At 39.9% G+C, this 814-nt stretch carries 2 protein-coding genes; both read right to left on the bottom strand.

Annotation, left to right across the window (positions count from 1 at the left end):
- Nucleotides 1-382 (bottom strand): LXG domain-containing protein (locus BCR26_RS17380; RefSeq protein ID WP_245677027.1); only part of this gene is annotated, 382 nt, incomplete at its 3' end.
- Nucleotides 372-530: a hypothetical protein gene (locus BCR26_RS19065; protein ID WP_245677029.1), complete on the bottom strand. Its 159-nt coding sequence runs from the start codon at nt 528-530 to the stop codon at nt 372-374. The genes BCR26_RS19065 and BCR26_RS17380, both read right to left, overlap by 11 nt.
- Nucleotides 531-814: the final 284 nt, after the last annotated feature.

An 814-nucleotide genomic window follows, 5' to 3' on the forward strand; every position in this document is an offset into this window, starting at 1 on the left:
GTTCTAAATCTGGCTTCCATTCTTTCGCTTGGTCAATTTGTAACGACAGCTGATATTTTAATTGCTCCCATTGCTGAATTTGATTTTTTAAAATCTCTTCTTGAATATCGCAGCCGCCGACCATGCCTTGAAAATCGCTAATCATTCTTTGATGGGCAGTCGTTAAGGATTCTCCTACCATTATAACAGATTGTCCTAACGGCAAATAGGCCACGGAAAAATACCGTTTCGCTGTATCATAGGTTTTACTAGACAACGGAGCCGATAAAAACTGATGAATACTTTGTTGCATCAAAGAAACAGCCTGATTGGCTTCACTTGCCATCCGACTTGCTTCATTTGCTTGCGCTTGCATCTCTCCTACAAAAAAATCAAGACTCATTAGATTCCTCCCCCTGCCACCTCTTTTGCCGTTGAAAAAGAAGTTCTTCTTCCTGTTTCACCAAATTTCGGTAGTCTCCTTGTAGTGCTTCCTGTTGTTTGGATAACTCTTCTTGAATCTTTCTACTTAGCCACTGGCTTTCATCCATACTTTCTTGAAAATACCCACGCTCGCCTTCCTCTGCGTAAGAAATGGTTTCAGCGTATAGTCGTTGTTCCTTTTGTGCTACTATGTAAATCTCTTCTTGCTATTCTTGCAAATTTCGTTGTCTCCGTTTATTCAATTCTTGGTCTTCCTGTGCTCGTGTTATCATAGAGCGAAAACGGTACTCTTCTTTTTCTCTGTCCGCTTTCACGAATAACCACCTCTTAGTATCGGAGTTGAATTTAAAATACTGCTATTAATTTTTTGATCAATCGCTTCAAACTCTTG

It is taken from the genome of Enterococcus rivorum (genome assembly GCF_001742285.1).
In the GTDB taxonomy this organism is placed as follows: domain Bacteria; phylum Bacillota; class Bacilli; order Lactobacillales; family Enterococcaceae; genus Enterococcus_L; species Enterococcus_L rivorum.